The organism is Treponema sp. J25, from assembly GCF_004343725.1.
Lineage (GTDB): Bacteria > Spirochaetota > Spirochaetia > Treponematales > Breznakiellaceae > J25.
In genome coordinates this window covers 1-21,180 of the sequence record NZ_PTQW01000054.1, presented here as the reverse complement: position 1 = coordinate 21,180, position 21,180 = coordinate 1, and the positions used below count along the sequence as shown (strand labels likewise).

The following is a 21,180-nucleotide window of genomic DNA, read 5'->3' as shown; positions in this document are numbered from 1 at the left end:
TCCCCGAGCCCTCTCTTCAGCATATCGGTAAATAACATTAGACTAAACTTAACGTTACGGCTGTACCGTAAGGGTTCCTAAATTCGCCGCCCCACTCGTACAAATAATGTACAATTTGTGAGCCCCGGAGATACCGCTGAGGTTAAGATTTATAGATTGATTCTTATAGGTATTCCAGCCACCGGTCGAAGAATAGTTAAAGGTACCGATCTGGGTCCCATAGTAACTATCGATTACTACTTTAAAACTCCCACTAATAGCGGTAGCAAAGTTAAAGTTCATTAGCTTCTTACCGGTCAGGTCTACGCTGTTAAAGGCTATATAGTCGCCCACCTTCCAGCCGCCCACACCACCGGTCCATACGGTAAGACTGGAGCTCCGTTCGTTAGCCTGCCAGGAATTCAACGTAATAGCTCCAGACGTAGAACCGCCACTGGATCCACCGCTAGAACCGCCGGAACTGGAACCTTCGCTAATGGTTACATTGGAATTACCACTGCTCTGATACCCTTCCGTAGCCATGATCATATAATTAAAGGAGCCAAGAGTCATCCCATAGCGGGCCCAGGCGTCAAAGTGGTTGCCCGTTGTAATGGTTCCGCTGGTTCGTTTTGATTGTCGGACGCTCCAGAACTGTTTAAAGGTGGCTGTCCCCTGAATAGAAGGGGCGTTGACCCGGGTGGTTTCATAGATATCGTAGGTACCCCCATCGGTGGTAACCGTTCCTTTATACGTACCCGTCGGACGATAGGTTCCCCAGCTTTCTACAATGTAGTACTCAATAAGAGGATTGGTAGTCCAACCATATAAGGTAAGATAGGCGTTTCCCGAAGGATTAAAAGATGCAGTATAATTTACCACCTTTCGTCCACCGGTGCTCCAACCTTTGCCACCAACCCAGTTACCACAATTCGTCCAGGAAGAAGAATAATTTCCCCCTGTTCCAAGGGTCATAGATACGGACCCACCCCCATCGGTCCAGAAGGAATAATAGTATCCTTCATGGGTTCCCGTCTGATTTGACGTAAGAGTAACCGCCCGGGATGATCCAATGGGCATAACCCCTTCCTCCACCGACTGATCCATCACAGCATTCGTACAACCTGAAAGAACTATACCTATTCCCAGAATAATATAAAGAGCCTTCTTCACCTGCACCTCCTTAAAAACCGATATGCTTTCTTTTAGAATGACACGGTTCTTAAGAATGTCTATCAGGATTTTTTCCTATAAAAAACGGTTTCCGATAAGAAATTTTTAAGAATTTTAGTGAAATTAGAACAGTCTTTTATAGATTTTCTTAGGTACCACAAAACCACAAATTCCCCTTTGAAACCACTGGCAAGAACTACAGATACCATTAAACTGCTCTTCTGTTAGGTGCTGTTGAAGCAACATACCAATCTCAGCACAGGTATACAAGCGCTCTTCTAGCTGTAACAGTCGAATGACCGCCCTATCAAAATGCTGGACCTTCTCTTCTGAAACACAGCGCCCCTGATGATTATTGGGACAACCTTCACAAAGCTGGTCCATCCCAAAGTGGATAATACATTGACCATCCTGCACAAGCTGGTCGATAAGACGTTTAAGATGCTCCACAAAAGCCGGCGAGTAGCCTTCCCCCTGGAAACGGGGAAGACAGAGCAAATGGTGAGGTCTGAGAATTACGAGCATGGAGTATTACTTTTCATCATCTAATTATTTGTCAAGCGGCTGAGTAGTAAGTTCCAGTACACTGTACCATACTTGTAGAAAAAAAGAGAATCCATCAACCTGTAGGCACCGCACTACTTAACGGAGGGATGAAATAGGCGGCTTTTCTCGTTTCAGCCCGGGGCGCAGCCCTCGATGGCTAGGCTCTGTTTGATGATCAGGCACTTGTTCTGGTCGCGCTCATAAACCGCCTCGTCCGGGAATACATCATCCCTGAACCGATAGCTATACATGGGGTAAGGGCCGGCAGAGGCCTTTAAAATGGCTATATCTACCCAAGATTCGGTACAGAATCATCTCTATATCTATAAAAGAAAAAATTGTTCCGGTGTGTATACAGGTATTCGCGATAATTTAAAATCAGAAATATTACGAGAGATTATATAATCAATATTATTTTTCATCGAACTTACTTCAATAACTGCATCTTCATAATCAGGAATTGGTGAAACCAATGAATCGCGTAATATGGATTCATCAATAGAAATCACATTAAAAATATCTAGCAATGCGGTAATGGTATTTATTACTTTAGTTTTTTCTCTTTTTTCCTTTAAAAGGAAGTACGCTAAAGTTGTCACTTCGTGCGCACATATAAAACCAGCCAGTTTCTTTTCAACGCACATATTAATTAATTGCGCCGCTTCTTGGTGAAAATTACGTTTGTTTAGAAAATCAATAATAATATTTAAATCAATGAGAACCTTTTTCATGAAAGGATTTCCTCAATTGCTTTTTATCAGGTATAGGAGAATCCTGGAAAAGCCCATACAAACTCGCTGTTTTGGGGTTAAGTTCCTGTGGTTGTTCTATGGTGGTACGTAAACGATAAAGATATTGCTCAAAAAGCTTAGAAATTGACAAGCCATTTTGCTTAGAATATGAATGAGCGAAGGAAATCAATTCATCATCTATATTGAGGGTAAGTTTCTTGGACATAACAACCTCTACACGTAATAATTATATTTTATTACGTACAGAAAGTCAATAAAAAGGGGCTTTCTCTGTGTTCTGTAAACAGACATGGTACCCCCTGTGCCTACCCCCATCCAAAATGTAGAATGGACCGGTTAGTTACCTCCTCCTCTATAACAAGGATAACCAGAGTTACCGATTGTTAACACCTCAAATACATTACTTTTTTTGTTTACTATTGGCCGCAAACATAGTATGTTTTAATCAAAACAAAAGAGGCCTTATGAGGGGCCTAAAAATTACAAATGAAGGAGGAATTTGTATGCAACAGCGTTATGAATGCGAAAACTGCGGACATCAGGTTACCATAGAAGCTTCCGCCCCAGTCCCCGATTGCTGTGGCCAACCGATGAAGGCCCTGCCGCTTGAGGCATGCCGGGAAGCAGGCCCTGAGGCTGCCCGCCCCACTAAACCGGAAGAGCCCTGTGAAGATTTTAGGGGCAATCATCAATAAAGAATCATATTGACTGTTTTTATATTTCATGCAATTATGTTTTAAACAATATAATTGCATGGGAGGTTTATAATGGACAGTCATCTTTACGATCTTACGGCCCTTACAAACAAGGGAACACCCGTGTCCCTTTCCCAATACAAAGGGAAGGTATTGCTTATTGTAAACACTGCAAGCAAGTGCGGATTTACTCCCCAGTACAAGGGCTTACAGAGGCTTTACGAGAAATACCGGCATCGGGGGTTTGAAATTCTCGCGTTTCCCTGCGATCAATTTGCCCACCAGGAACCTGGGAATGACGAAGAAATAGCCCAATTCTGTCAGACTACTTTTGGGGTTACCTTTCCTCTAATGAGTAAAATCGAGGTCAATGGACCGAACACCCATCCGGTATTTGCCTGGCTTAAAAAGGAAGCCCCCGGCCTTATTGGCGAGTCCATTAAATGGAATTTTACCAAGTTTCTCGTAAGTCGAGATGGAACTAAGGTAACCCGGTATGCCCCTACCGTGGAACCGGCATCTCTTGAATCGGATATTGAAAAGGCCCTTTCAGCATGAAAATCAAAGAATTATCATCATCAGAACACGACCAAGAAAATCCTTACGAAGAGCTTTTTCTTTCTAACCAGTTATGCTTTCTGGTGTACCAATTAGACAGAAAAATACAGGCCTTGTATCGACCTTTACTCGATTCTCTAAATATCACCTATCCCCAATATCTGGTACTCCTGGTTTTGTGGGAACAGAGGAGGGCCACTATCGGGGAGCTCTGCCGGCTTCTTCACCTTGATACGGGAACTATTTCACCTCTCATTAGACGGCTCCAGCAACATGGATTAGTAAGCAAACAACGAAGCCAGGAGGACGAGCGATCGGTCTTAGTAGAACTTACCGAAAAGGGTAAACAACTTAAAGAACAGGCCCGGGCCATCCCCGCCTATGTGGCATCATGTTTACTGCACGACATCCAGGAGTACCAGGAACTACGAAACACATTTCAGGAGATTCTCAGTCGCTTAGGGTAAAAATTAACAGCTTTTTGGGGTTTCGAATTCTCTCCCTGGGAAGACAGTCCTTTTACTGAAAGAGTTGGGGGCTGTCTTACCGTACCTCCCGTTGTCTAAGAACCTCATAGAGGAGGATCCCCGTAGCCACCGAGACGTTAAGGCTATCGATCCGGCCCTTTGAAGGGATGGCTACCATGCCATCGCACACTTCCCGTAAAAGCCGGGAGATGCCATGGCCTTCACTACCCATCACCAGGACCGTTCTGCCCCGGAGGTCCTTGGTATATACCGGGTCCCCTTCCATATCGGCCCCGTATACCCAGAAACCTGCCTCTTTAAGATCCTCCACCGCCCGAACCAGGTTACTCACCACGGCGAGGGGTACCCAGGCACTGGCCCCCGCGCTGGTCCGGGCCACCACTTCCGCGTCCTTTGCGGAACGACGATTCGCCACCACCACCAGGTTTACCCCCAGCTGGTCACAGGACCGAAGGATCGCCCCATAGTTGTGGGGGTCCGTAATGTTATCTAACACCACCACCAGCGCCTCTTGCCCCTCTTGCAGGCTTTCAATAAAGCCCCGAATCGTCCAGTCCCGATTATCCGGGGTGGCATCAATTTCAAGGGCAAGGCCTCGATGTTCCCCGCTGATTTTATCCAGTTCATGTTCCCCAACCCGTTGGATAGGGATTTGTTTTGCCTTTGCGAGGGCCATGATAGCCTTTCCCCGGGGCCCCGTATGGGCCACAAGAAGGGCATTCGCCTCGCGACCGGATTTGATATATTCTTCAATAGCATGAAAGCCCGTCAGATAGGTCATACCTGCTTACTCCAAATCGTAGGTTTTTCCGTATTCTACAATACCTACATTTTTATAGCCCCGCTTCTCAAGATGCTCCTTAAAGACCCGCTGGACATCCTTTTCCCCATGAACCAGGAAAATTCCTTTTAGTTGGCTCGTATCCTGGCTTTCAAGCCATTCGATAGTTTCTTGATAATCCGCATGGGCGCTAAAGGCATCGATTACTTCCACCCGGGCGCGGTTTTTAAACCACTGGCCGTGAATTTTTACCTCCGGCTGCTTTTCCCGAATCCGCCTGCCAAGGGTGTTTTCCGCCATATACCCAACGATAAGGATGGTGGTGCTTGGATCTTCAATATGATGGATAAGATGATGTTGTATCCGTCCTGCTTCGCACATACCGTCGGCTGCAATAATTATCGCCGGTCCTTCTAAATCATTGAGGGCCTTGGATTCATCCACACTGGTAACAAAATGAAGGGCATTAAAGCCAAAGGGGTTCTTGTGATGCTTGATAAAGGCCTGGTGGGTTTCTTCGTCATAGCATTCTGGATGAACCTGGAAGATCGTCGTGGCATTGGTTGCCATGGGAGAATCCACATAAATGGGGATTTCGGGGATCCGCCCCTGGTCTACCAGCATGTGAAAATAGTACACCAGTTCCTGGGTCCGTTCGATAGCAAAGGCGGGGATCAATATTTTACCACCCCGCTGCACCGCCTGTCGAACCACATCGGCCAGACGTTCCATGGCATCCGACGTGGGATCATGGCGACGATCCCCATAGGTGCTTTCCAATACCAGGTAGTCCACCGGTGGCAGCAGTTCCGGGTCTCGGATAATGGGTTTTCCCTTTCGTCCCAGGTCGCCCGTATATCCAATGCGAAGGGAGGAACCATTTCGGGCCACCGTCACGACCGCCATGGCGGAACCAAGAATATGGCCCGCATCGAAAAATTCAAGCTGTACGGCCGGCCCAATCCACAGGGGTCGATGATAGGAAACACTCACCATCTGGCTCGTAGCCGCAATGGCATCCTGCTCCGTATAGAGGGGCGTCCAGGTAAAATGTTCCCCCTTTTTTTCTGCCTGTTTTTTTAAGTATTCCGCATCCCGGGCCTGTATCCGGGCGGAATCCATCATCACGAGGCTTGCGATATCCCGGCTGGCGGGGGTAGCGAAAATGTTCCCCCGAAAGCCCTTCTTGGGTAAAAGGGGAAGCAAGCCACAGTGGTCAAAATGCCCATGGGTAAGGATAACCGCTTCTATCTTTTCGGCGGGAATCCCCCACTCCCGGTTTTTTCGGTCCGCCTCGGCCCGACTACCCTGAAAGGCCCCACAATCGATAAGATAGGATTTCCCATCAATTTCCAGCACATGCTTAGAACCAGTCACTTCCTGGGCCGCCCCCAGGGAATAAAAAACGATAGCCATGAAAGGAAGTGTACTATATTTTAAGGATTTATACAAAGCGGGATAACAATACTTTAAAAATCAGAAAATCCAAAATACTCTGGTAAATGCATGCTTTTTTAGTGTATTGTTTTCAAGAGAAGAATCCAAAGGTATTGGTAAATATTGACTTAAAAGGCAAGTACCCCTATTATTGAACCATGAAACAAACAATAATTTACCATTTTTGGGATGGTTTTAGCTCTGTTTTTAACCTATCAGGGGGTAAATTTTTCAACACTGATAATTTCAAGAATGGATTAGAGCGAGATAAAAAATCAATTGCAAGTGATTGGCAAAAAGTAGGAATCTCGATAAAAGTAGCTATGGATAAAGAACTCTGTTGCCATGAGTAATAAAAGAAATGTACCTTTTGCTCAACAACAACAGCATATTGTCCAACAACAGTCGATCTATTCAGGGCCCCTTCCTCCTTCTTCTGAATTAGCCCATTATAATGACATTATACCAGGGGCAGCGGAACAGATATTGAGAATGGCTGAAGAAGAAGGGAATCATAGAAGAAAAATGGAAGAGAGACTGGTGGATGAACAGATAAGGGCAAGTAAAACAGGGCAAAGATTTGCCTTTATATTGGGTATCGGAAGTTTAACAGTGGTAACTGTTAGCATTACCTTAAACCAACCATTGGCTTCTATTGTCCCAGCTATTATAGCAATAATAAGTCTTGGGGTTTCTTTATTTTTAAGAAGTAGTATCATCTTTTCTCGTTCCCTGGCACAAGTTGAGTGAGTTTTTTGGTCCAATGATAAAGCCTTTCGCCTATCCCATAATTCACACTTTTTGTCCGGGGTCAAAGAATTTTAAAATGTTCATTCTCCCTCGGTAAGATTCGGTACAGGGTCAGGGTGTACCTCACCTGTTTACAGAGCAGTCCTAGCAAACGCACTAGTACCCCTTGTTAAAAAAATCGTTTTTTGCTAGGATACGGCCAATTTAACCGTAAGGGAACGGCATGGGAAGGGATTCAAACATTGCAGTAACAGTACAGGGACTAGCCGGAGAAGATCATATCTCTTATTACTTTGAGTAACCGCCCAGGGGGCGGTTTTTTTTTGCTCCAACCTTCTATCAACGTTCAAATAAAGGGGAAGGGGGCGAGAAATAAAAAGGGATACGGAGCCACGGCTTATAGGGGAAAGGCTTTTTGAAAGATAACCAGTAATCCAGCGAAGGGGGGCCTATGATACAGGGCAAGCATCTTATAGAACCGGAAAATCTTAGTTTAGAAGATTTGGAAGATCTGTTTCAGATCGCAGAACGGATTGAAAAAGACCCTGTGTATTTACGTTCATCCTGCAAAGGGAAAATTCTCGCCACCCTTTTCTTTGAACCAAGCACCAGAACCCGCCTGAGTTTTGAAGCGGCCATGCTTCGCCTGGGAGGCTCCTGTCTTGGTTTTGCTGAACCAGGGTCCAGTTCTGTGGCAAAGGGAGAAAGCCTGGCCGACACCATTCGCACCGTGGCCTGTTATGCGGACTGCATCGTGATGCGAAACCCCAAGGAGGGGGCGGCCCTTCTGGCAAGTCGTTATTCAGAAGTGCCTATCATCAACGCTGGAGATGGAGGTCACCATCACCCAACACAAACACTTACCGATTTACATACCATCCGGCAATTGCGGGGCACCACCGCAGGTCTTACCATTGGGTTCTGTGGGGATCTCAAGTTTGGGCGCACGGTCCATTCCCTTGCCAAAGGGCTCGCGCGCTACCCCTCAAATCGAATGATTTTCATAAGCCCTCCGGAGTTACGTATCCCCGACTACATAAAACAGGGGGTCCTCGAAAAACAAGGGATTCCTTACCTTGAAACGGACCGATTGGAAAAAGTGATGGGAGATTTGGACGTGCTTTACATGACCCGGGTCCAGCGGGAACGGTTCTTCAACGAAGAAGATTATATTCGCCTGAAAGACAGTTACATCCTGACCAGGGAAAAACTCAAGAGCGCCCGACCGGATCTTCTCATTCTACATCCCCTGCCACGGGTTAATGAGATCGCCGTAGAGGTAGATCAGGATCCGCGGGCGGTATACTTTAAGCAGGTAAAGTACGGCATGTACATTCGCATGGCCCTGCTGGCTTCCCTTATGGGAACCGTCTCATAAAAACCCCAAAGGAGGTATCACCCATGCTGAACATTGCCAAAATTAAGAATGGAATCGTGATAGACCACATTAAAGCGGGGCAGGGGCTAAGGATTTTTAACTGGCTTGGCCTCGGCAAGGCCCCCTACACGGTAGCCTTCGTGGTAAACGCCGAATCCAAACGGATGGGCCGCAAGGACATCATCAAAATTGATAACGAAATTAAAATTGACTTTGCCGTCCTCGGACTCATCGATCCTAACATTACGGTGAATATTATCGAAAACGAAAAAGTAACCGAAAAGATCCGGCTGCGCCTTCCCGAACGGGTAGAAAACGTGCTTATCTGCCGAAATCCCCGGTGCATCACCGCCACCGAAACCTATGCGCCCCATATTTTTCATCTGGTCGATGAAAAAACAGGCACTTATCGCTGCGAATACTGCGATGATCTGAGAACCACCGAGGATTTCCGATAAATGAACATACTGATTAGCGGCGTTCGGCTCGTAGATGCCCACCAGGATTTCCAGGGAAGCGTTCTTATCGAAGGAGGGCGCATACAAGCCCTCTTTCCTCAAAGTGAGGGGGTTCCAAAACCTGAAGGTCAGTGTTCTTCCCTTGGCCGGGGGGAAGGTGTCACGGCCGCCGAATCTCCTCGGCCCACCATTCACATCGATGGTCATGCTTTAGGAAGCGACGTGGTCTGTATGCCCGCCTTTGTGGACCTCCACGCCCATTTTCGGGATCCGGGCTTTCCTCTTAAAGAAACCCTGGAAAGCGGCTCCCTTGCCGCCGCCGCCGGCGGATACGGCACCGTAGTCTGCATGGCCAACACCCAACCGGTGATCGACTCGGTGGAACTCGCCCGGCATCTCCAGGGACGGGCGAACGCCCTGGGGCTTATCGACCTCTTCCCAGTTCTTTCCCTTACCCAGGGGATGGACGGCCGTTCGGTAGCCCATCTTGCGGAGCTGGACCCGGCGGTAGTCCGACTCCTTTCGGAGGATGGCAAGGATCTGGCCGACGAAGGGGTGTTGCAAGCGGCCCTTCAGGAGGCCCGCCGTAGGGGCATTCGCGTTTCGCACCACTGCGACTTTGGGGGCAAAGAAGCAGAACAGCTTAAAGCGCAGGGGGCTTCTCGAGAAATCTACAGTCGCATAGAAGAAAACCACGGCACCGAGCGGGTCCTTCGCCTTGCCCAGGAAACGGGGTGCGCCATCCATATCGCCCATGTTTCTACCCGGGAAGCCCTGAAGCTGGTCCAGGAATACCGAGGGCGGCGTTCTCCCGGTCAGGTTACCTGCGAGGTTACCCCTCATCATCTCGCCCTCACGGAAGAGCGGGCCCGTGAGTTGGGGACAGAAAGCTACGGTCGGGTAAATCCACCCCTTCGCACCGAAGTAGACCGAGAAGCCCTTATAGCCGGCATCCAAGAAGGGCTGGTTGATGCCATTGCCACCGACCATGCTCCCCACACAGCTGAGGACAAAGCCAGGGGAGCCCCCGGTTTCATTGGCCTTGAAACCGCCTTCCCGGTGTGTTACACCGTCCTGGTCAAACAGGGATCCCTCCATTTATCTACCCTCTCTGCCCTCATGAGCTATAATCCAGCCCGTATCCTGGGCTTACCTGACCGGGGGCTTTTACAGCCAGGGCTTCAGGCAGACCTGGTACTGATAGATCTGGGCAAAAAGGAAACCATTGGGGAGCGACCCTTTGTAAGCCGGAGCAGGAATAGCCCCTTTGCGGGGTTTTCCCTGGAAGGATCGATACTCCTTACTATTCACCGGGGAAAAATCGTGTACCAGCGGGGTTCCTGACATGGATGAAAGAAATGTCCCAAAAGAAGGTAGCGATCACACATCAACCGTGAACAATAGCAGGAGATACCAACATGCACACCCATAACATGGACCGCTTATATGAACGGGTTGCCTCCCATGGTCCTGTCTGTGTAGGCCTTGATACCGCCCTGGACTACATTCCCCCGGTATTGCGAGAAACAGCAGGCACGGTCGGCGAGGCGCTCTTTCGATTCAACCAGGCCATCATTGAAGGTACCCGGGATTATGCGGCCTGCTACAAGGTCCAGATTGCCTATTACGAGGCCCTGGGCCTTGAAGGCCTTACGGCCTATGCCCGAACCCTCTCCTATCTGCGACAGGAAGGGCTTCTTACCATCGCCGATATCAAACGGGGCGATATCGCCGACACGGCGCTCCAATATGCCCGGGCTCATTTTGAAGGGGACTTCGAAGCCGATTTTGTCACCCTTTCGCCCTATATGGGGCTCGATACTCTGGAACCCTGGCTTACCTACGGCACACAAAAAGGGAAAGGGGCCTTTGTTCTGATGCGGACCAGTAACAAGGGAATGCGGGATTTTGAATATCAGCGGCTCGAAGATGGAAGGCGGCTCTATACCCTGGTGGGAGATCGGCTCGGAGAATTTCTAAAAGATACACAGGGGAGTTCTGGATATGCCGCTTTTGGGGTTGTGGTGGGCTGTACTGAACCAGAGGAAGCAGAGACCATTCGGCTCCGCTACCCGCAGTTGTTCTTTCTTATTCCCGGCTATGGTGCCCAGGGGGGGGCAGCGGAGGACGCCGCGCGGCTGTTACAGAGGGGAAACGGCGGGGTGGTCAACGCATCCCGGTCCATTCTAAAAGCCTGGCTACACCATGAATCTGCCGGCCAGCCCGCCGAAACAGTACGAGAGCTGGTATGCCAGGCGGCAGGACAGGCCGCTAAGGAGATGCGGGATGCCATCAGAGAAGCAAGCATGAAAAAGGAACTGAAATGAGGAACAACATTTTCATGGGCCCCAGGGCGGGATCAGTCTCGTGGTATACCCCCAGTACCGCGGGGGCGACCCAGCCCTATGCCTCCTACCAGGATGCTCCAGTTCTGGCAGCGGGAACAATTGCAGACAAAGGATACATACCCCATGTGTAGCAGCCATCCTCGAATGACCTATACCAAAAGCCAGGTAGTGGACAACCGAGTCCTGGCAGAGCAGATCCATGAACTCATCGTGTTCTGGAAAGGTCCCGAGCCCCAGGCAGGGCAGTTTTTCATGCTTAAAGCAGAGCGAAGCGGGGTACTGCTGGGGCGGCCCATCAGCCTCTTCTGGTGGGAACCTCAGGCCTTCGCAGAAACCGCTCTTTTTCAGGGGAAACTCTCTTTTCTTATAGCCGCCCGGGGAAGGGGAAGCCGGGAACTCTGTGAGTTGCAAAAAGGTGATACCATCGAGCTTATTGGGCCCCTGGGAACGGCCTGGCCTGAGCCAGAAGGGAGCCCTTCTTCCGCACAAGCGGCAAAAGCGGCGGCCTCACCGCCCCGGATAGCCCTCGTGGGAGGAGGAGTAGGCCTCGCGCCCCTTATTTGTTTAGCCCGAACTCTGCCCCCCAGGAGCTATGACCTGTACGCCGGTTTCCGTTCCGAGGTGTACGGCCTTGAAGGTATCGATCCCCAGAAGCTGGTGATTGCCACCGAAGATGGGAGTCATGGCGAACGGGGGCGGATTCCCGCCTTTTTCAACCCTGCACCATACCATAGAGTATACACCTGTGGCCCCGAGCCCATGCTCGAACTGGTAAGCCGTGCCTGCCAGCAGGCGGGGGTTCCCTGTTACGTGAGCATGGAGCGCCGCATGGCCTGTGGAGTAGGGGCCTGTCTTGGCTGTACGATCCCTACCCGTTCAGGTAACAAGCGGTGCTGTGTGGAGGGCCCTATCTTTGATAGCCGGGAGCTTTTCTATGAATAAACACGACATACCGTCCCCTGGCGGAAACCATTCGTCTCCGGTACCGGATCTCTCGGTAGATATTGCAGGGGTCCGACTGAAAAACCCCGTAATTGCCGCCAGTGGCACCTTTGGGTACGGCCGGGAATACCAGGACCTTATCGACGTAGCAGAACTGGGGGCCATCTGTACCAAGGGGCTTACGCTTCACCCCCGGCCAGGAAACCGGGGGATTCGCCTTCAAGAAACGGCGGCGGGGCTCATCAATTCTATTGGGCTTGAAAATCCCGGCATCCCCGCCTTTATCGAAAAGGAACTTCCCCAATTGCGACGGCTCGGACCTGCGGTAATTGCAAACCTTTCCGGTTCTTCTATTGAAGAGTATGTGGAAGGGGCCCGACTCCTTTCGGCCAGTGATATCGACATGATCGAACTCAATATCTCCTGTCCCAATGTAAAGGCCGGAGGCATGGCCTTCGGCCTTTGTCCCCCCGATGCGGCGGCGGTGACCGCCGCGGTTCGTCAGGTCTGCACCAAACCCCTCATGGTCAAGCTTTCTCCGAATGCCCCGGATGTGATTGCCGTAGGCAAGGCCTGTGTCGATGCCGGAGCCGATGCACTATCTCTGGTGAACACCTTTAAGGCCCTGGCGATTGATATACACCAACGGCGGCCGGTTTTCGAACATATCACGGCGGGTCTGTCGGGCCCTGCCATTAAACCGATCGCCCTCCGCATGGTCTGGGAACTTTGTGGGGCCCTATCGGTGCCGGTAATCGGCCTCGGCGGCATTGCCAGTCCCGAAGATGCCCTGGAATTTCTCCTTGCCGGAGCCCGGGCAATCCAGGTGGGAACCGCCATTTTTTCACGGCCGCCGGTACTCCATGAGATTATCGAAGGGATACGGGAATATATGGGCCACCATGACTTCACCCGGATTGAGCAACTTTCTATTCGACCTAATTATGCATAAAAGGGAGAACAACCATGAATCGAACCATTGAACTCTTAAAAGAATCGGCGGCCCTTCTGGAAGGGCACTTTCTGCTTTCTTCCGGGCGCCATTCGGACCGCTATTTCCAGTGCGCCCGGCTGTTACAGTATCCCGATCGGGCCGCAGAGGCCCTTTCTGAAGTGGCAAACCGACTAAAAAACGATATGGCCTCTGGAGAAATCCAGATTGATGCGATCTGCGGTCCTGCCATGGGGGGCATTATCGTGGCCTATGAGCTTGGTCGCCAGCTGGGACTTCCCGCCTTTTTTACCGAGCGGGATGACACTGGCGCCATGAGTCTCCGGCGGGGCTTTGAGGTAACCCCCGGGCAGAGGATTCTTATGGCCGAAGATGTGGTAACCACCGGCAAATCCTCTGGCGAGGCCGCCCGGGTATTGGAAAACCTTGGGGCCCGCATTGTGGGGCTTGCCTGTATCGTGGATCGCCGGGCGGCAGGAGAAACCATCCCCTGGGCCTTTTATCCCGCCTGCCAGGTCCAGGTGGCCAACTGGGATGCCACGGACTGCGCCCTCTGTAAACAGGGGGTTCCCCTCGTAAAACCGGGGTCCCGAAAGGTCTTCTAAGCCGCCGGATTTCCGACGCCCTGGCCCCGAAGCCTTCGGCTCCGTGGGCCACCCCTGAGGCGCTTGCCCGGCGGGTGGCCACCCCTGCGCCCTTCTCGCATATCACAATTCCTTTATTCAAAGGACTATCACCCTTTTCCCCGCACCCTTGGTTGGGGCTGTTGGACTCCTTTTCGCAGCCTAGCTCACAGGGACCCTGTTTCGGCCTTCTTTCTTCCCAGAGGAATAACCGGTGTTGATGCTCTAGACGCAGGGGGGCCCCTCAGATTACTGTATTTTTTATGAGTTCTTCTTCCTGTACCAGATTAACCCCGCAACAACTGAATCGGGCAATGATGTATAGCACCATCACGGGCTGTCTTGCCACTATCTGGGGTATCGTCTGCTCGCCCCAACCTATTTTCAACGTATTTTTCCGAAATTGGCTCGGCGCAAGTTCCTCCGAATTAGGAACCCTCGTGGCCATTCTCCAACTTACGGGAATTTTCCAGGTCCTGGCAATTTTTATTTACGGCTACAGTAAACGAAAAAAACCTTTCTTTATTACCGCCCATCTCATCCATCGTTTTTTAACCCTGAGTATTGCCTTAAGTGCCTTCATGGCTACAGATCCCGCCAACCGGCCCTGGGGAATTCGGCTTATCATGGTGAGTTTGCCCATTTCCTGGTTTTTCATGAACATAAGTTCTGCCGGCTGGTGGAGCTGGGTGGCCGATCTCTTTCCCGAGAACATCCGGGGGGCCTTTTTCCTCCGTCGTTCCGCCATCATCAACATTACGAACATTGTATGGTTTTTCCTTGCCAGCATGGTGCTCGACCTGGTTCCAGAAAACTGGGTGTTCATCGTGTATGGGGGGATTTTTGCCATTGGGGCTATTTCGGGAGTGGTGGATCTCCTTTTGAATATTCCTATTCCGGAACCCCTTAATCCGGAGACCCCTCATTTTACTCCCCAGCAGGCTCTTGAACCCTTTAAGAACGGAGACTTTCTCCGTTTTTCTTTTGCCGCGGGCCTTGCCATCTTCTCTATCAACTTGATAGGGCCTTTTCAGGCTCCCTTCGTGGTGGATCCCCAGGGGGCCCACGCGCCTAACACCTGGCTCGGGGTGATGTATGTGATTTCCCAGCTTATGTGGGTGGTTACGGCCCCCTTCTGGGGAACCGTCATGGATAAGTGGGGGAGAAAACCCGTGGTGGTCCTGGGCTGTCTCCATGTGCTGAGCTGGATAGGGTACTTTTTCCTTACTCCCCGGACCTATTTTTTCTTGCTTCCCCTCATATCTCTTCTGGCGGGACTCCTGGCCCCGGCCTTCTGGGAAGGGGTTAACCAGATGATGCTTTCCCTGGCCCCAACGCAGAATCGGCTCTCCTACGTAGCCTGGTACATGATGATCGTGGGCTTCATTTCTGCGGGGGGCTCCTTAGTCGGGGGGTACCTCATCGATTTACTTGCCCCCTTTCACTTTTTCTTCATGGGGCTCCATTTTCAATCCTTTCATGTGGTGCAACTCCTTTCCATTGTGATGGTGGTGTTTTCTGCCTTTATTATTAGTCGGGTACGGGGTTCGTACGACCAGGGGCTTGATTTTGTCATGGGGCGGCTCGTTAATCCCGGTATCATAAAAACCTATTCATATATAGAAACCTTAAGTGGAACCGAAGATCCCTCCCGAACCGAAGAGGCCCTTCGTTCTATCGAAGCAGCCACCGGGGAGCTAGCCCTTCAGGAAATCATTGCCCGTCTGGAAGACCCCTATCCGGAAATTCGAGAAGAAGCGGCCCGAGCCCTGGGGCGACTGCGCTCCCCCTGGGCGGTCCCCCATCTTATTCAAAAACTCCACGATCCCAGCCCCTATATGCGGATCATCGCAGCCCGGGCGCTTGGCAAAATCCGAGATCCCCAGGCGGTGCCTGCCCTTACCGAGGCCTTAGAAAAAAGCCATTCCGAAGAAATGAAAGAGGCCTGCCTCCAGGCCCTGGGAGACATCGGCACCGAAGAGGCCCGAAAACTGATCACCGCCTATTGCCAACGGGAGGACATTCCCGAAGCCCTGCGGGCAACCGCTATAGAAGCCGCCAGCCGGCTGGGAAATTACGAGGCCCTGGAGTATATTTTTCATCGTCTTATAGAGGAATCTAACCCCGGCCTTCGCACCCAATATGCCATGGCCCTCAGTAACCTCCTGGGCCCCAATGGCAAATTTTATGCCTACATCAGCGGTTCTTCCTCTGCGGTGGCCCGCCGGGTTGCCCAGCTCTTTAAGCGCCTAGACCTCCAGAGCCACAAGAAAAGTCTCCTGTATTCGGGGGTTTCTGCAAAAGAAAAGAAAAAAGAGATAAAACAACAGTATCGAGCAAAAATACAGACAATTCAGCAACAGCTTGAAAACGAGCAAAGCCTGGAAGCCCTGAAAGGGATGCTGGATATATCCCGGTACTATGTTCGCCAGTTTATAGGATCGTCCCGCACAGAGGAAGAGGCCTATCAGCTTGCCCAGCGGGTGGATCCAGGCCTGGCCACGTTTCTGTATCTTATCATGGCCACCGAAGGAATTTTGAATTCTGGCAAGAGCCTGTCCCGGGAAAGCGCCACCCTTATCTCTCTCTTGCTCGCCTATTTTATCGACAACTCGTAGGAGAAAACCATGAAGGACCTCCCGGATTACACCCTTATATACGAAGATACGGAGATTGTGGTGGTCTCCAAAAAAAGCGGTATCCCCGTTATTGCCGAACGATGGGAAAAGGACAAGATTCACCTGGGGAAAAAACTTGCCCAGGATTTAGCATTAGAAAAACTCTACGTGGTGCATCGGCTTGATCGAGACACTTCAGGGCTTGTGTTGTTCGCCAAAACCCCGGAGGCCCATCGGCAGTATACGATGCTTTTTGAGCAGCGGGAGATAGAAAAGCAGTACCTTGCCATAGCCTGCGGGAAACCCACCTGGCAAAGCTATACCTGTGAACTTCCCCTGCTCCCTGCCGGCGATAAACAACATCGAACGATTATTGATAAGGCCCGCGGGAAAGCATCCCGCACCGATTTTACCCTCCTTGCCTACGCGGGCACCTATAGCCTTATCCTTGCTCGCCCCCATACCGGCCGGACCCATCAGATCCGGGTTCACCTTGCCGCCCTGGGACTTCCCCTGGTAGGAGATGCCCTGTACGGACAGGGAGAAGGGCTGCGGCTTTCTGCGCTTAAACCTGGCTGGAAAGGGGATCCCCACAACGAACAGCCCCTTATTGACCGCCTGGCCCTCCACGCCTGGAAGCTCGCCATTCCCGAGAAAGGCCTTTCGTGGTCCGCCCCCCTCCACAAAGATTTCTCCGCCGCAGCCCGACAGATAGAAAAACTGGGAAGAACCTTCGAACCCCTGTCTTTTTAAGTTGTAGCGCAAGGCAGGAGGGCGGATATGGCTTACAATACATGTCACGCAAAAACATTACTCAATTTCCGCTATACGTTTTGCATCATCGTTGTTAAAAATCATATGTATAGTAGCTAATCTTCTTGAAGCCCAATCAGGTGTTCTTGGAGTTAACATATACCTTATTTCATTCTTATCATTTGTTATTTTAACCACACCTGTAATAATATTTTTATATTTATTAATATCTATTGAGAAAGATGTTTCTGTACCAGCAATACCAGACAAACATAATCCCGGTGAAAAATTCAACACAAGGGTATCATTATTATTCTCTTTTAAAAAATAATGAATACTATTTATTACCATTTCGTTCTTGACTACTGTAGCATGTATTAGACAATTATTACCTCTCATAATAATCTGATTATTATCAATACCTATTTTATACGAAAGTGTTTTTTCGCCCAATTTATACATCAGGGTCTCATCATTGGTCAGGAGAATAGAATTTGTTAGAAAACAAACCGGATCATTTGATGTGCGGATTATACCCATTAAAAATGATTCTGAATAGTAACTTTTTAATGCTACAAAAAATGGTGCTTTATTAATTTCCACAGGAATATTCATTACTTTATTATCAATGGTTAGTTTGACATTTTTACTTCCAAGCGTACTTTTCTCACGATACATTATTGGGAAAGAGGTATGTTCAGAGTGTCCTTGGGGATTAACTAGACCGCCATACTTTTCTGAAGGTTTATCAACACATTGAAAAAACCAAGAAACCGACTCTTTATCATTGGTAGTAAAATTAATAGATATTTCCGGTTTAGCTTTCTTTGTATCTAATTTACATTCTATTGGTGTGAATATAATAGTTCGATTCTTTGATTCTTCTTTCATTGAAAGAAATACAGCTTCATTATTCAGGTAATCTATTTGTGTTTTATCTTTATATGTTAATATAATTCTAATATTATTTGCATTTTTAATCATCGCTTCAATACATTCATATTTCTCATGATTTGTAAAATAACTAATTATGTGATAATTATACTTTTCAAAATAGACTAGGAATGGATCTATTAGCGTATTTCTCAAACTAATGCTTTCTGAGAATGCCATAACAGATAGAAACATCAAAAATAAAACAAGATTTTTTGTTTTCATATGTCCTCCTTTTTTGTATAGTATATCACACCGGGCACATGGCATCCATCTAAGATTTGTTTAAACATGTTCTGTAAACAGACATATTCCCCGCCTGGCGTCATCTCCTTTTACAGCTAATCGAAGTGATCTCTATTTTGCAGAACATGGAATACGCCATCTGGGGAATAGAAATACAGCTTTATCTTTTTATTATTAAGAGCACTGTATTTATTACTTCTTCAAGTTTTTCGTTTTTAATTTTTTCGATATATTCAATATTTCTTACTGTCCAATCAAGACTTTTTATTTGATCGCTCAGTACACATCCCTTTATTTTCTCTCCCACAACTTCAACTTCAAAAGGATATCCTTTTATTTTACTAGTAATAGGGCAAAAGATTGCTAATCCAATCTTTTCATTATATTCTTTAAATGAAAGAACAAGTGCGGGTCTACGACCTTTCTGTTCATGTCCTTGCTGAGAATTAAAATCAAGCCAAACAATATCTCCCTGGTCAGGAACATATTTTTTTACCATTCTTCATTTCCTACAGAAGACCCAGTCTCAATTGCTGAATGCTTGTTTTCATCGGTAACTTTTGAAAGCAAATCTGTTAGTGTTTTTTTAGGTGGATGTATTATAATTTTACCATCTTCTTCGGTAATTTCAACAAAACTCCCTTTTTCCAAGTTAAATTCTTTCACATAAAGAGCAGGGATACGTATTCCGAGACTGTTTCCCCACTTTTGTACTACCGTCTGCATACTTAACCTCCTCAATAAAGGATATACAATGTATATTTTTTAGTCAAGTATACACTGTTTATCTTACTGTTCCTTAAACAGACATGGTACCACGGGGAACTTCTCCATAAGGGGCGCCCTATATCTTAAAGGGTCATCAAGAGTTTTCTGCATGCTCCTTGCTTTATGGAAAGGTTTTTTTTATACTAGTTTTATGAAGCTTCCCAAACAGACATTGATACAACTTAAAGCTCTGCTCTGGCAAGACGAAAGGATTGCCGCGGCCTATCTTCTGGGAAGTGCCGCCAGTGGTCGTATGAGACCTGACAGTGATATCGATGTGGCCATCCTGCCGGTGCAGGGTTTATCTTTTACCAGTCTTGATAGGGCAGAACTGGCGGGAAGGCTCTCCTATGAATTGGGCCGGTCGGTGGATATGGGGCTTCTCTCTTCGGCAAACCTGGTTTATTCTCGACAGGTTCTAGAAAAGGGCGCACGCCTTTTCATGAAAAACCCCTTATATGTCCAGCTGATGGAAACAACACTTCTCAGTATGTATCTCTGGTTTAATGAGGAACGGAAGGAACTTTTACATGCCTATAGAAATAGATGATATCGTTTTGAATAAGGCCGCAATTATAGAACGGTCATTACGCAGAGTCCTCGAAGAGTATCGTATGGATCCGACCTTAACTCAATATACTCATATTGATGCCCTAACTTTAAATATAGAACGGGCCTGTCAGGCTGCCATAGATTTGGCAATCCATCTTTGTGCTGTTAATCGTCTGGGTATTCCACAAACAAGTGCAGAGGCTTTTAGAATATTGGCGAAAAACAACAAAATCTCTCAGGCAACAGCCCAGAAAATGGTTGCTATGGTTGGATTTCGGAATATTGCAATCCACGAATATCAGATGATGGATATGGCTATCCTAAGGTCGATTGCAGAAGAGGGATGGCAGTCCCTGGTGCTCTATTTATCTGAATTAGGTGTCCATATCAAACCATGAGCTCTTACGATCCAACGGACAGGGGTAGAATACAGGATGAAGAGCAGAACAGGATAGGGTTTGTTAAACTTAGTCCTCGCCCTATAAAAGCCCCAGAATCATAAAATCCCGGGCACAGATAAAACTCCCGCAAACGGCAAAAAAATTTGGAGCATGCTGGAAAAGGGAAGAGGCTTCCGGCTTCGACGGAGACTCGTCTTTCCCGTGAATGTCCCCACGATACTCAAATTGCTACGGGAAGAGGGTCTGCGCACTATACCGAGCCATACGTCACCTCCCAGAACACTTAATGTAGGTGACTTCTATTCTGGCAGAGGGCGTGTTTTCTCGTGAAAGTACTCAACTAAAGATTCTAAAGAATCAGCTATATTTTTCTTTATGAATTCAATTGGATTATATTCAATACTTCCAATGCTATTTTTATATTTCTGAGTAAGATTAATCAAATTTTGCAAATCATCACGATATTCCTGGTATAATTCTCCATTGCTATATTTTTTCCTATATCTTTCTTCAAGTGAATATATAATCAATTCTTGGTCTTTTAGTGATAATGAACACATTTTATTATAAAAGAAATCTATATCAACTAGTTTAAGAAACGGCTTCCTATAATACTTATTATTACCATTAATATGAATTAGTCCTCTACAGAATTCCTTAACATCTTTATCCATATTCTCAATATCCTCTTTTATCTGAATTTTAATTAATTCGTCATAATTTTCTTTTGAGATATCTTTTAATATTTTTTTTATTTCAGCTATTTCTGTGATTTCATCAGAATACGCCCAACCACCGTAGGACATTGCTAATTCACCCCAATCATCAATCGGCATAATTTGTTTTTTATGTCTTTCTATTACATCTAATACTTTACGCTTAACTTCATCTACTGTTCTTGGCAACAACTTCCAATTTGAAAATATAGCCATAATATTAAAATAATGTAATATCTCGCCTGGATGTAAATATTTTCCATCGTCGATTTCACAGTCTATTTTTTCTATCATTTCGTAAAATTTTTCCTTAGGGCACCTCTAAAAACCGCA

General features: G+C 47.9%; 26 protein-coding genes. 16 read left to right on the top strand and 10 right to left on the bottom strand.

The window, feature by feature from the left end; translation table 11 throughout:
• Positions 1–54 precede the first annotated feature (54 nt).
• From C5O22_RS13830 to C5O22_RS12925, 4 genes are all read right to left on the bottom strand, one after another.
• Entirely contained in the window at positions 55–1,152 is a 1,098-nt protein-coding gene (locus C5O22_RS13830; protein WP_165910527.1) for a glycoside hydrolase family 11 protein, read from the bottom strand.
• A gap of 123 nt (positions 1,153–1,275) precedes the next feature.
• Positions 1,276–1,677 carry a DUF1284 domain-containing protein gene (locus C5O22_RS12935; RefSeq protein ID WP_132782479.1) on the bottom strand — a complete coding sequence of 134 codons (402 nt, stop codon included), beginning with the start codon at positions 1,675–1,677 and terminating at the stop codon, positions 1,276–1,278.
• Positions 1,678–2,021: 344 nt separating this feature from the next.
• Positions 2,022–2,429: a PIN domain-containing protein gene (locus C5O22_RS12930; protein ID WP_132782477.1), complete on the bottom strand. Its 408-nt coding sequence runs from the start codon at positions 2,427–2,429 to the stop codon at positions 2,022–2,024.
• A complete protein-coding gene (locus C5O22_RS12925) occupies positions 2,410–2,655 on the bottom strand; it encodes a DUF6364 family protein (protein WP_132782475.1) in 246 nt (81 codons plus the stop codon). The genes C5O22_RS12930 and C5O22_RS12925 overlap by 20 nt, the downstream gene beginning before the upstream one ends.
• A 298-nt stretch (positions 2,656–2,953) precedes the next feature.
• Between C5O22_RS12925 and C5O22_RS12920 the strand changes: the two genes are divergently transcribed.
• From C5O22_RS12920 to C5O22_RS12910, 3 genes are all read left to right on the top strand, one after another.
• The gene (locus tag C5O22_RS12920; protein ID WP_132782473.1) at positions 2,954–3,145 is read left to right on the top strand and encodes a hypothetical protein; all 192 of its coding nucleotides are present in this window, start codon (positions 2,954–2,956) and stop codon (positions 3,143–3,145) included.
• A gap of 72 nt (positions 3,146–3,217) precedes the next feature.
• Positions 3,218–3,703: a glutathione peroxidase gene (locus C5O22_RS12915; RefSeq protein ID WP_132782471.1), complete on the top strand. Its 486-nt coding sequence runs from the start codon at positions 3,218–3,220 to the stop codon at positions 3,701–3,703.
• On the top strand, positions 3,700–4,170 hold the full coding sequence (locus tag C5O22_RS12910; RefSeq protein WP_132782469.1) for a MarR family winged helix-turn-helix transcriptional regulator: 471 nt from the start codon (positions 3,700–3,702) through the stop codon (positions 4,168–4,170). The genes C5O22_RS12915 and C5O22_RS12910 overlap by 4 nt, the downstream gene beginning before the upstream one ends.
• A 76-nt stretch (positions 4,171–4,246) precedes the next feature.
• Here C5O22_RS12910 and rlmB read toward each other — a convergent pair whose 3' ends face one another.
• A complete protein-coding gene (rlmB, locus tag C5O22_RS12905) occupies positions 4,247–4,972 on the bottom strand; it encodes a 23S rRNA (guanosine(2251)-2'-O)-methyltransferase RlmB (RefSeq protein WP_132782467.1) in 726 nt (241 codons plus the stop codon).
• 6 nt (positions 4,973–4,978) lie between these two features.
• On the bottom strand, positions 4,979–6,388 hold the full coding sequence (locus C5O22_RS12900) for an MBL fold metallo-hydrolase RNA specificity domain-containing protein (protein WP_132782466.1): 1,410 nt from the start codon (positions 6,386–6,388) through the stop codon (positions 4,979–4,981).
• 179 nt (positions 6,389–6,567) lie between these two features.
• Here C5O22_RS12900 and C5O22_RS12895 point away from each other — a divergent pair, with 179 nt between their 5' ends.
• The 11 genes from C5O22_RS12895 (at position 6,568) to C5O22_RS12845 (ending at position 17,231) form a co-directional block, all read left to right on the top strand.
• A complete protein-coding gene (locus C5O22_RS12895) occupies positions 6,568–6,762 on the top strand; it encodes a hypothetical protein (RefSeq protein WP_132782464.1) in 195 nt (64 codons plus the stop codon).
• A complete protein-coding gene (locus tag C5O22_RS12890) occupies positions 6,755–7,159 on the top strand; it encodes a DUF2335 domain-containing protein (RefSeq protein WP_132782463.1) in 405 nt (134 codons plus the stop codon). The genes C5O22_RS12895 and C5O22_RS12890 overlap by 8 nt, the downstream gene beginning before the upstream one ends.
• 451 nt (positions 7,160–7,610) lie before the next feature.
• Positions 7,611–8,537, top strand: coding sequence for an aspartate carbamoyltransferase (pyrB, locus tag C5O22_RS12885; RefSeq protein ID WP_132782461.1), 927 nt, complete (start codon positions 7,611–7,613; stop codon positions 8,535–8,537).
• Positions 8,538–8,560: 23 nt separating this feature from the next.
• Entirely contained in the window at positions 8,561–8,995 is a 435-nt protein-coding gene (locus C5O22_RS12880) for an aspartate carbamoyltransferase regulatory subunit (protein ID WP_132782460.1), read from the top strand.
• On the top strand, positions 8,996–10,339 hold the full coding sequence (locus C5O22_RS12875; RefSeq protein WP_132782458.1) for a dihydroorotase: 1,344 nt from the start codon (positions 8,996–8,998) through the stop codon (positions 10,337–10,339).
• Positions 10,340–10,413: 74 nt separating this feature from the next.
• A complete protein-coding gene (pyrF, locus tag C5O22_RS12870) occupies positions 10,414–11,322 on the top strand; it encodes an orotidine-5'-phosphate decarboxylase (RefSeq protein WP_132782457.1) in 909 nt (302 codons plus the stop codon).
• A gap of 78 nt (positions 11,323–11,400) precedes the next feature.
• Positions 11,401–12,285 (top strand): dihydroorotate dehydrogenase electron transfer subunit, encoded by an 885-nt coding sequence (locus tag C5O22_RS12865; RefSeq protein WP_132782456.1) that lies wholly within the window; start codon positions 11,401–11,403, stop codon positions 12,283–12,285.
• Complete coding sequence (locus C5O22_RS12860; protein WP_132782454.1) at positions 12,278–13,237, top strand: dihydroorotate dehydrogenase; 960 nt, start codon at positions 12,278–12,280, stop codon at positions 13,235–13,237. The genes C5O22_RS12865 and C5O22_RS12860 overlap by 8 nt, the downstream gene beginning before the upstream one ends.
• 14 nt (positions 13,238–13,251) lie before the next feature.
• Positions 13,252–13,842, top strand: a complete 591-nt coding sequence (pyrE, locus tag C5O22_RS12855) for an orotate phosphoribosyltransferase (protein WP_132782452.1) — start codon at positions 13,252–13,254, stop codon at positions 13,840–13,842.
• A gap of 281 nt (positions 13,843–14,123) precedes the next feature.
• Positions 14,124–16,478 (top strand): MFS transporter, encoded by a 2,355-nt coding sequence (locus C5O22_RS12850; protein ID WP_132782450.1) that lies wholly within the window; start codon positions 14,124–14,126, stop codon positions 16,476–16,478.
• Positions 16,479–16,487: 9 nt separating this feature from the next.
• On the top strand, positions 16,488–17,231 hold the full coding sequence (locus C5O22_RS12845) for an RluA family pseudouridine synthase (protein ID WP_132782449.1): 744 nt from the start codon (positions 16,488–16,490) through the stop codon (positions 17,229–17,231).
• Positions 17,232–17,288: 57 nt separating this feature from the next.
• Here the strand turns inward: C5O22_RS12845 and C5O22_RS12840 are convergent, their stop codons facing one another.
• The 3 genes from C5O22_RS12840 to C5O22_RS12830 all read right to left on the bottom strand — a co-directional run bounded on the left by C5O22_RS12840 (position 17,289) and on the right by C5O22_RS12830 (position 19,136).
• The gene (locus C5O22_RS12840) at positions 17,289–18,389 is read right to left on the bottom strand and encodes a hypothetical protein (RefSeq protein ID WP_132782447.1); all 1,101 of its coding nucleotides are present in this window, start codon (positions 18,387–18,389) and stop codon (positions 17,289–17,291) included.
• 181 nt (positions 18,390–18,570) lie between these two features.
• Positions 18,571–18,909 (bottom strand): endoribonuclease MazF, encoded by a 339-nt coding sequence (gene mazF, locus C5O22_RS12835; protein WP_132782446.1) that lies wholly within the window; start codon positions 18,907–18,909, stop codon positions 18,571–18,573.
• A complete protein-coding gene (locus C5O22_RS12830; RefSeq protein WP_132782445.1) occupies positions 18,903–19,136 on the bottom strand; it encodes an AbrB/MazE/SpoVT family DNA-binding domain-containing protein in 234 nt (77 codons plus the stop codon). The genes mazF and C5O22_RS12830 overlap by 7 nt, the downstream gene beginning before the upstream one ends.
• 193 nt (positions 19,137–19,329) lie before the next feature.
• Here C5O22_RS12830 and mntA point away from each other — a divergent pair, with 193 nt between their 5' ends.
• Together mntA and hepT are read left to right on the top strand one after the other, a co-directional pair.
• Entirely contained in the window at positions 19,330–19,728 is a 399-nt protein-coding gene (mntA, locus tag C5O22_RS12825; protein WP_132782443.1) for a type VII toxin-antitoxin system MntA family adenylyltransferase antitoxin, read from the top strand.
• Positions 19,685–20,128 (top strand): type VII toxin-antitoxin system HepT family RNase toxin, encoded by a 444-nt coding sequence (gene hepT / locus C5O22_RS12820; RefSeq protein ID WP_347812562.1) that lies wholly within the window; start codon positions 19,685–19,687, stop codon positions 20,126–20,128. The genes mntA and hepT overlap by 44 nt, the downstream gene beginning before the upstream one ends.
• Positions 20,129–20,430: 302 nt before the next feature.
• On the opposite strand, the gene C5O22_RS12815 is transcribed toward hepT, so the two are convergent.
• Positions 20,431–21,141: a hypothetical protein gene (locus tag C5O22_RS12815; RefSeq protein ID WP_132782440.1), complete on the bottom strand. Its 711-nt coding sequence runs from the start codon at positions 21,139–21,141 to the stop codon at positions 20,431–20,433.
• Positions 21,142–21,180: the final 39 nt, after the last annotated feature.

What these genes read in the sequence shown, in the direction of transcription:
- C5O22_RS12850 (WP_132782450.1), top strand. Translation starts at nt 14,124, where the DNA reads ATGAGTTCTTCTTCCTGTACCAGATTAACCCCGCAACAACTGAATCGG.
- C5O22_RS12915 (WP_132782471.1), top strand. Translation starts at nt 3,218, where the DNA reads ATGGACAGTCATCTTTACGATCTTACGGCCCTTACAAACAAGGGAACA.
- C5O22_RS12925 (WP_132782475.1), bottom strand. Translation starts at nt 2,655, where the DNA reads ATGTCCAAGAAACTTACCCTCAATATAGATGATGAATTGATTTCCTTC.
- C5O22_RS12895 (WP_132782464.1), top strand. Translation starts at nt 6,568, where the DNA reads ATGAAACAAACAATAATTTACCATTTTTGGGATGGTTTTAGCTCTGTT.
- C5O22_RS12860 (WP_132782454.1), top strand. Translation starts at nt 12,278, where the DNA reads ATGAATAAACACGACATACCGTCCCCTGGCGGAAACCATTCGTCTCCG.
- C5O22_RS12865 (WP_132782456.1), top strand. Translation starts at nt 11,401, where the DNA reads ATGCCTCCTACCAGGATGCTCCAGTTCTGGCAGCGGGAACAATTGCAG.
- rlmB (WP_132782467.1), bottom strand. Translation starts at nt 4,972, where the DNA reads ATGACCTATCTGACGGGCTTTCATGCTATTGAAGAATATATCAAATCC.
- hepT (WP_347812562.1), top strand. Translation starts at nt 19,685, where the DNA reads ATGAGGAACGGAAGGAACTTTTACATGCCTATAGAAATAGATGATATC.
- mntA (WP_132782443.1), top strand. Translation starts at nt 19,330, where the DNA reads ATGAAGCTTCCCAAACAGACATTGATACAACTTAAAGCTCTGCTCTGG.
- C5O22_RS12845 (WP_132782449.1), top strand. Translation starts at nt 16,488, where the DNA reads ATGAAGGACCTCCCGGATTACACCCTTATATACGAAGATACGGAGATT.
- C5O22_RS12935 (WP_132782479.1), bottom strand. Translation starts at nt 1,677, where the DNA reads ATGCTCGTAATTCTCAGACCTCACCATTTGCTCTGTCTTCCCCGTTTC.
- C5O22_RS12875 (WP_132782458.1), top strand. Translation starts at nt 8,996, where the DNA reads ATGAACATACTGATTAGCGGCGTTCGGCTCGTAGATGCCCACCAGGAT.
- C5O22_RS12910 (WP_132782469.1), top strand. Translation starts at nt 3,700, where the DNA reads ATGAAAATCAAAGAATTATCATCATCAGAACACGACCAAGAAAATCCT.
- pyrE (WP_132782452.1), top strand. Translation starts at nt 13,252, where the DNA reads ATGAATCGAACCATTGAACTCTTAAAAGAATCGGCGGCCCTTCTGGAA.
- C5O22_RS12930 (WP_132782477.1), bottom strand. Translation starts at nt 2,429, where the DNA reads ATGAAAAAGGTTCTCATTGATTTAAATATTATTATTGATTTTCTAAAC.
- pyrF (WP_132782457.1), top strand. Translation starts at nt 10,414, where the DNA reads ATGCACACCCATAACATGGACCGCTTATATGAACGGGTTGCCTCCCAT.
- mazF (WP_132782446.1), bottom strand. Translation starts at nt 18,909, where the DNA reads ATGGTAAAAAAATATGTTCCTGACCAGGGAGATATTGTTTGGCTTGAT.
- C5O22_RS12890 (WP_132782463.1), top strand. Translation starts at nt 6,755, where the DNA reads ATGAGTAATAAAAGAAATGTACCTTTTGCTCAACAACAACAGCATATT.
- C5O22_RS12840 (WP_132782447.1), bottom strand. Translation starts at nt 18,389, where the DNA reads ATGAAAACAAAAAATCTTGTTTTATTTTTGATGTTTCTATCTGTTATG.
- C5O22_RS12830 (WP_132782445.1), bottom strand. Translation starts at nt 19,136, where the DNA reads ATGCAGACGGTAGTACAAAAGTGGGGAAACAGTCTCGGAATACGTATC.
- C5O22_RS12815 (WP_132782440.1), bottom strand. Translation starts at nt 21,141, where the DNA reads ATGATAGAAAAAATAGACTGTGAAATCGACGATGGAAAATATTTACAT.
- pyrB (WP_132782461.1), top strand. Translation starts at nt 7,611, where the DNA reads ATGATACAGGGCAAGCATCTTATAGAACCGGAAAATCTTAGTTTAGAA.
- C5O22_RS12920 (WP_132782473.1), top strand. Translation starts at nt 2,954, where the DNA reads ATGCAACAGCGTTATGAATGCGAAAACTGCGGACATCAGGTTACCATA.
- C5O22_RS12880 (WP_132782460.1), top strand. Translation starts at nt 8,561, where the DNA reads ATGCTGAACATTGCCAAAATTAAGAATGGAATCGTGATAGACCACATT.
- C5O22_RS12900 (WP_132782466.1), bottom strand. Translation starts at nt 6,388, where the DNA reads ATGGCTATCGTTTTTTATTCCCTGGGGGCGGCCCAGGAAGTGACTGGT.